2 protein-coding genes are annotated in these 3,319 nt (G+C 44.6%); both read right to left on the bottom strand.

The features are described 5' to 3' along the window. Positions 1-327: 327 nt before the first annotated feature. Positions 328-1,326, bottom strand: a complete 999-nt coding sequence (locus F6J94_RS32090) for a heme o synthase (RefSeq protein ID WP_293047650.1) — start codon at positions 1,324-1,326, stop codon at positions 328-330. Positions 1,327-1,768: 442 nt separating this feature from the next. Continuing rightward, complete coding sequence (locus F6J94_RS32085) at positions 1,769-2,716, bottom strand: heme A synthase (RefSeq protein WP_293026522.1); 948 nt, start codon at positions 2,714-2,716, stop codon at positions 1,769-1,771. Between the last annotated feature and the right edge of the window lie 603 nt (positions 2,717-3,319).

The raw sequence follows: 3,319 nt of genomic DNA, 5'->3' as shown, positions 1-3,319 counted from the left end.
TTAGGGAGTAGGGAGTAGGGAGTAGGGAGTAGGGAGTAGGGAGTAGGGAGTAGGGAGTAGGGAAATTCGGATCAAAAATTATCACACTTGATTTAGGATCCCTAGAGTATAAATATCAATAGGGTTGGCGAATTGTTACAGCTCTGAGCTAATTCACCAACCCTATTGTAAGTAACATTAAACGTAAGTATTAAGCTATCAGCCCTTCCCTTAGCGGTGGAACAGGCTTCGACGCTGGGAGGTAGCCATTAGCTGATCGCTGATAGCTGATAGCTGATCGCTGTTCGCGTAGCGTGCGCGTAGCGCATTAGCTTACCAGCCAAAACCCTAAACTAAGTTAATACTTACCTGCTCCAATACTGTGGAAATTGCTTGAATCAAAACTAGGGAATTTTCTGCCACAGTTGCAGTAATTTCCCTGGTCATCGGTAAGCTATCTACTACGATACCGGTACACAATAACATCATGTAGAGAATTGAGTACTTAAACATAGACCGGGCAAGTTGATTATCTGTAGGTTCCTTAAGCAGCAACCATGCTTTTTTGATAAAAATACTGCCCAAAAGAATAGCAACTATTCCATAAACGACGCCCGATTCTCCTAAGGGATAGATCAACAATAGGGAGGTGGGGACGACTAATAAGGTGTAATACCAAATTTGACGAACAGTAACCTCTTCACCAGCTACTACCGGTAACATCGGTATCCCAACTTTGGCGTAATCCTCGTGAATCATTAACGCTAACGCCCAGAAGTGAGGGGGTGTCCACAAGAACACAATCAGAAATAGTAACCAAGGGGCCCAACTCAATTCTCCTGTCACCGCAGCCCAACCCACTAGGGCTGGAATTGCTCCTGCTGCACCACCAATGACGATGTTTTGGGCAGTGTGGCGCTTGAGGATATGAGTGTATATGAGCATATAGAAGATAATGCCAGATAGCGCTAGTAAGGCACTAAGGAGATTAGCGAAGACTGTTAGCAGGGTGAACGAGAGTATTGCTAATGCGATCGCAAACAGCAAGGCATCACGAGGCTGCACTTTCCCAGAAGGAATGGGACGGTGGCGGGTGCGCAACATTTCATAGTCGATATCACGGTCATAGATGCAGTTAAGTACTTGGGCAGATGCTGCGGCCAAAGTCCCACCGACCAGGGTAACTAGCAATAATATGGGATCGACTTGTCCATCGGATGCCAACCACATCCCTGCTGCTGTCGTAATTAATAGTAGTGGAATAATTCGAGGCTTTGTTAGTTGATAGTAACTTTGAATAACCTCTCTTATGTTTTCATGTTGACGGGTTAAACTAGTCCCAAGCATTCAATTCACCAATTCCTTCTCTAAAAAGTCTCAAGTGTTAAGCATGTTCGTCCTTAGGGTTCCCGTAGGGTAGGAGGAAGCATTAAGGATGAAGGACCAAGGGTGAAGTTTGAAAGATAACAACATAGGGGTTGTTGAGCAACCAATTCATGGTATACTTCTTATGGTCTAATCTTTTCCAGAGGTGCGACCCGTGGCGAATTTAATTCTTAATGGTAAGAGCGCACCTATAGCATCGTTAGCAACAACAAGTAGACCAACAAGTAGACCGACAATTAGACCAACAAGTAGATAACGGTCCCCAGATCATAGTTTCAAGATGGGATCCCCTAGCGGCTCAATCTTCCGATTCTATTTAGCTGATCTACAACTTATAAAACCGGACTTGATAGTTTACTTGCCAGCTATCACACTGGATACGTCACACTTAATCCTTCACACTTCATACTTCATACTGACTTTGACACTCCACACTTGCGCGGTCACGTAAAGCGAAGACTGTAAACCCTACCAGTACTCCTAATAATGCTGCTCCCACTGCTTGATGGCAGATAGTTAGTAGTTCCACTTGTAGCCTTAACCGGAAGGTAGCAACACCGAGGAGTATCTGTAAAACTACCAAGCTAGCAGCTAGATTAGCTAACTTTCGCAGTACTGGATGTAGGGCTGGTGTCCGGGATGCTATCACCACGACGGCGACAGTTGCTACGGTCGCTGGCACCACACCAGCAATATGGCTATTCATCACGGTACACAGCTGTGTACCGCCAAAACACTGATGCACTGCCCAGCGGGAAGCGACTAGTCCACCTAATAGACTTTGTAGATAAACAAAAATCACTGCGGTTAAGCTCAGCCAAGGTAACTTCCCAACTGAACCTGTCCCTTGATAGGGGGTCAGCAGTGTACCAATCACGATTAGAGTTGAGAAAAATAGCAGTGCTGTTCCTAGATGAGCAGTGACGATATCAAACCGGAGCAGTTCTGTAACCGTCAGTCCCCCCAGGACTCCTTGAAAAATAATTAGCCCTAGAGCAAATGTGGATATCCAGGGCAGCCAGTTGGGTAAATCCCGCCGATGCCACCAAGATAAGCTAGCGAGAGCGATCGCACTAATACCAATCAAGGCAGCATCAAGGCGGTGAAACCACTCTAAAAATACTTGCAAATTCATCTGCTGGCTTGGCACCAGCTGACCATAGCATAAAGGCCAGTCTGGGCAAGCCAGACCAGCATTCATCACCCTGGTAGCACTGCCTACTGCCATCAACAGCAAGGTAGCGATCGCAATTTTCCACACCAAGCTCCGAATCCTGGCCTGAGGCTGGGTCAGGTTGTTGGAGGTTACATCATTCTGATTCTGATCAAGAGCCGATTGAGCTATAGCCATCTGCAATAGGAAAATGCAAACTAAGTTAATCAAATCCCGAGTAGTGGCTCATTTTCGTTGGTAGAAGATTGCCAATCTCAAAGATCATCTCTATTCCTATACCACTGTAACCAGCCTTTTCCTTAATTTCTGAAGCTTTAGAGATTTTTCAGATTGCTATTCCCCTGCCCTAAAGGGTCACAGTTACTTGGACTCAATGATTTACTATTGATTTACTTTTTTATATTTTTTTTAGCTATGTTAAGTTTTATTGAATAAAATCTTAAGTTTTGTTGAAATTTTTCGGGTGCTGTGCCAGTGATCCTAAAAAAAAGTCTAAAAATCTCTAGGTGTGACCCAATCAATTGTTTAGCTGCTTTACCGTAGTTAATAGAGCAAGCCAAGCTTGCTCTAATATCCTCTACTCACGCCCGTCACTGCTAGCAGGCCATCAGAATTGTTGTCTGTAATGTGGACACTATGGGCGGAGTAGCTCAAGATGAAAATCAGCTTGATGCCCTTTTAAGCATCATCAAGGCAGGGAAACGATTAAACTCTAAAATAGCAAAATCAGACCTTGAAAAAGAGACTGTATCTAACCTCTGGCAAGCAGTCAACTTAATC

The organism is Moorena sp. SIO1F2, assembly GCF_010672755.1.
GTDB lineage: Bacteria > Cyanobacteriota > Cyanobacteriia > Cyanobacteriales > Coleofasciculaceae > Moorena.
The sequence above is the reverse complement of the archived record's forward strand: the minus strand, read 5'-3'. Positions and strand labels throughout refer to the sequence as shown.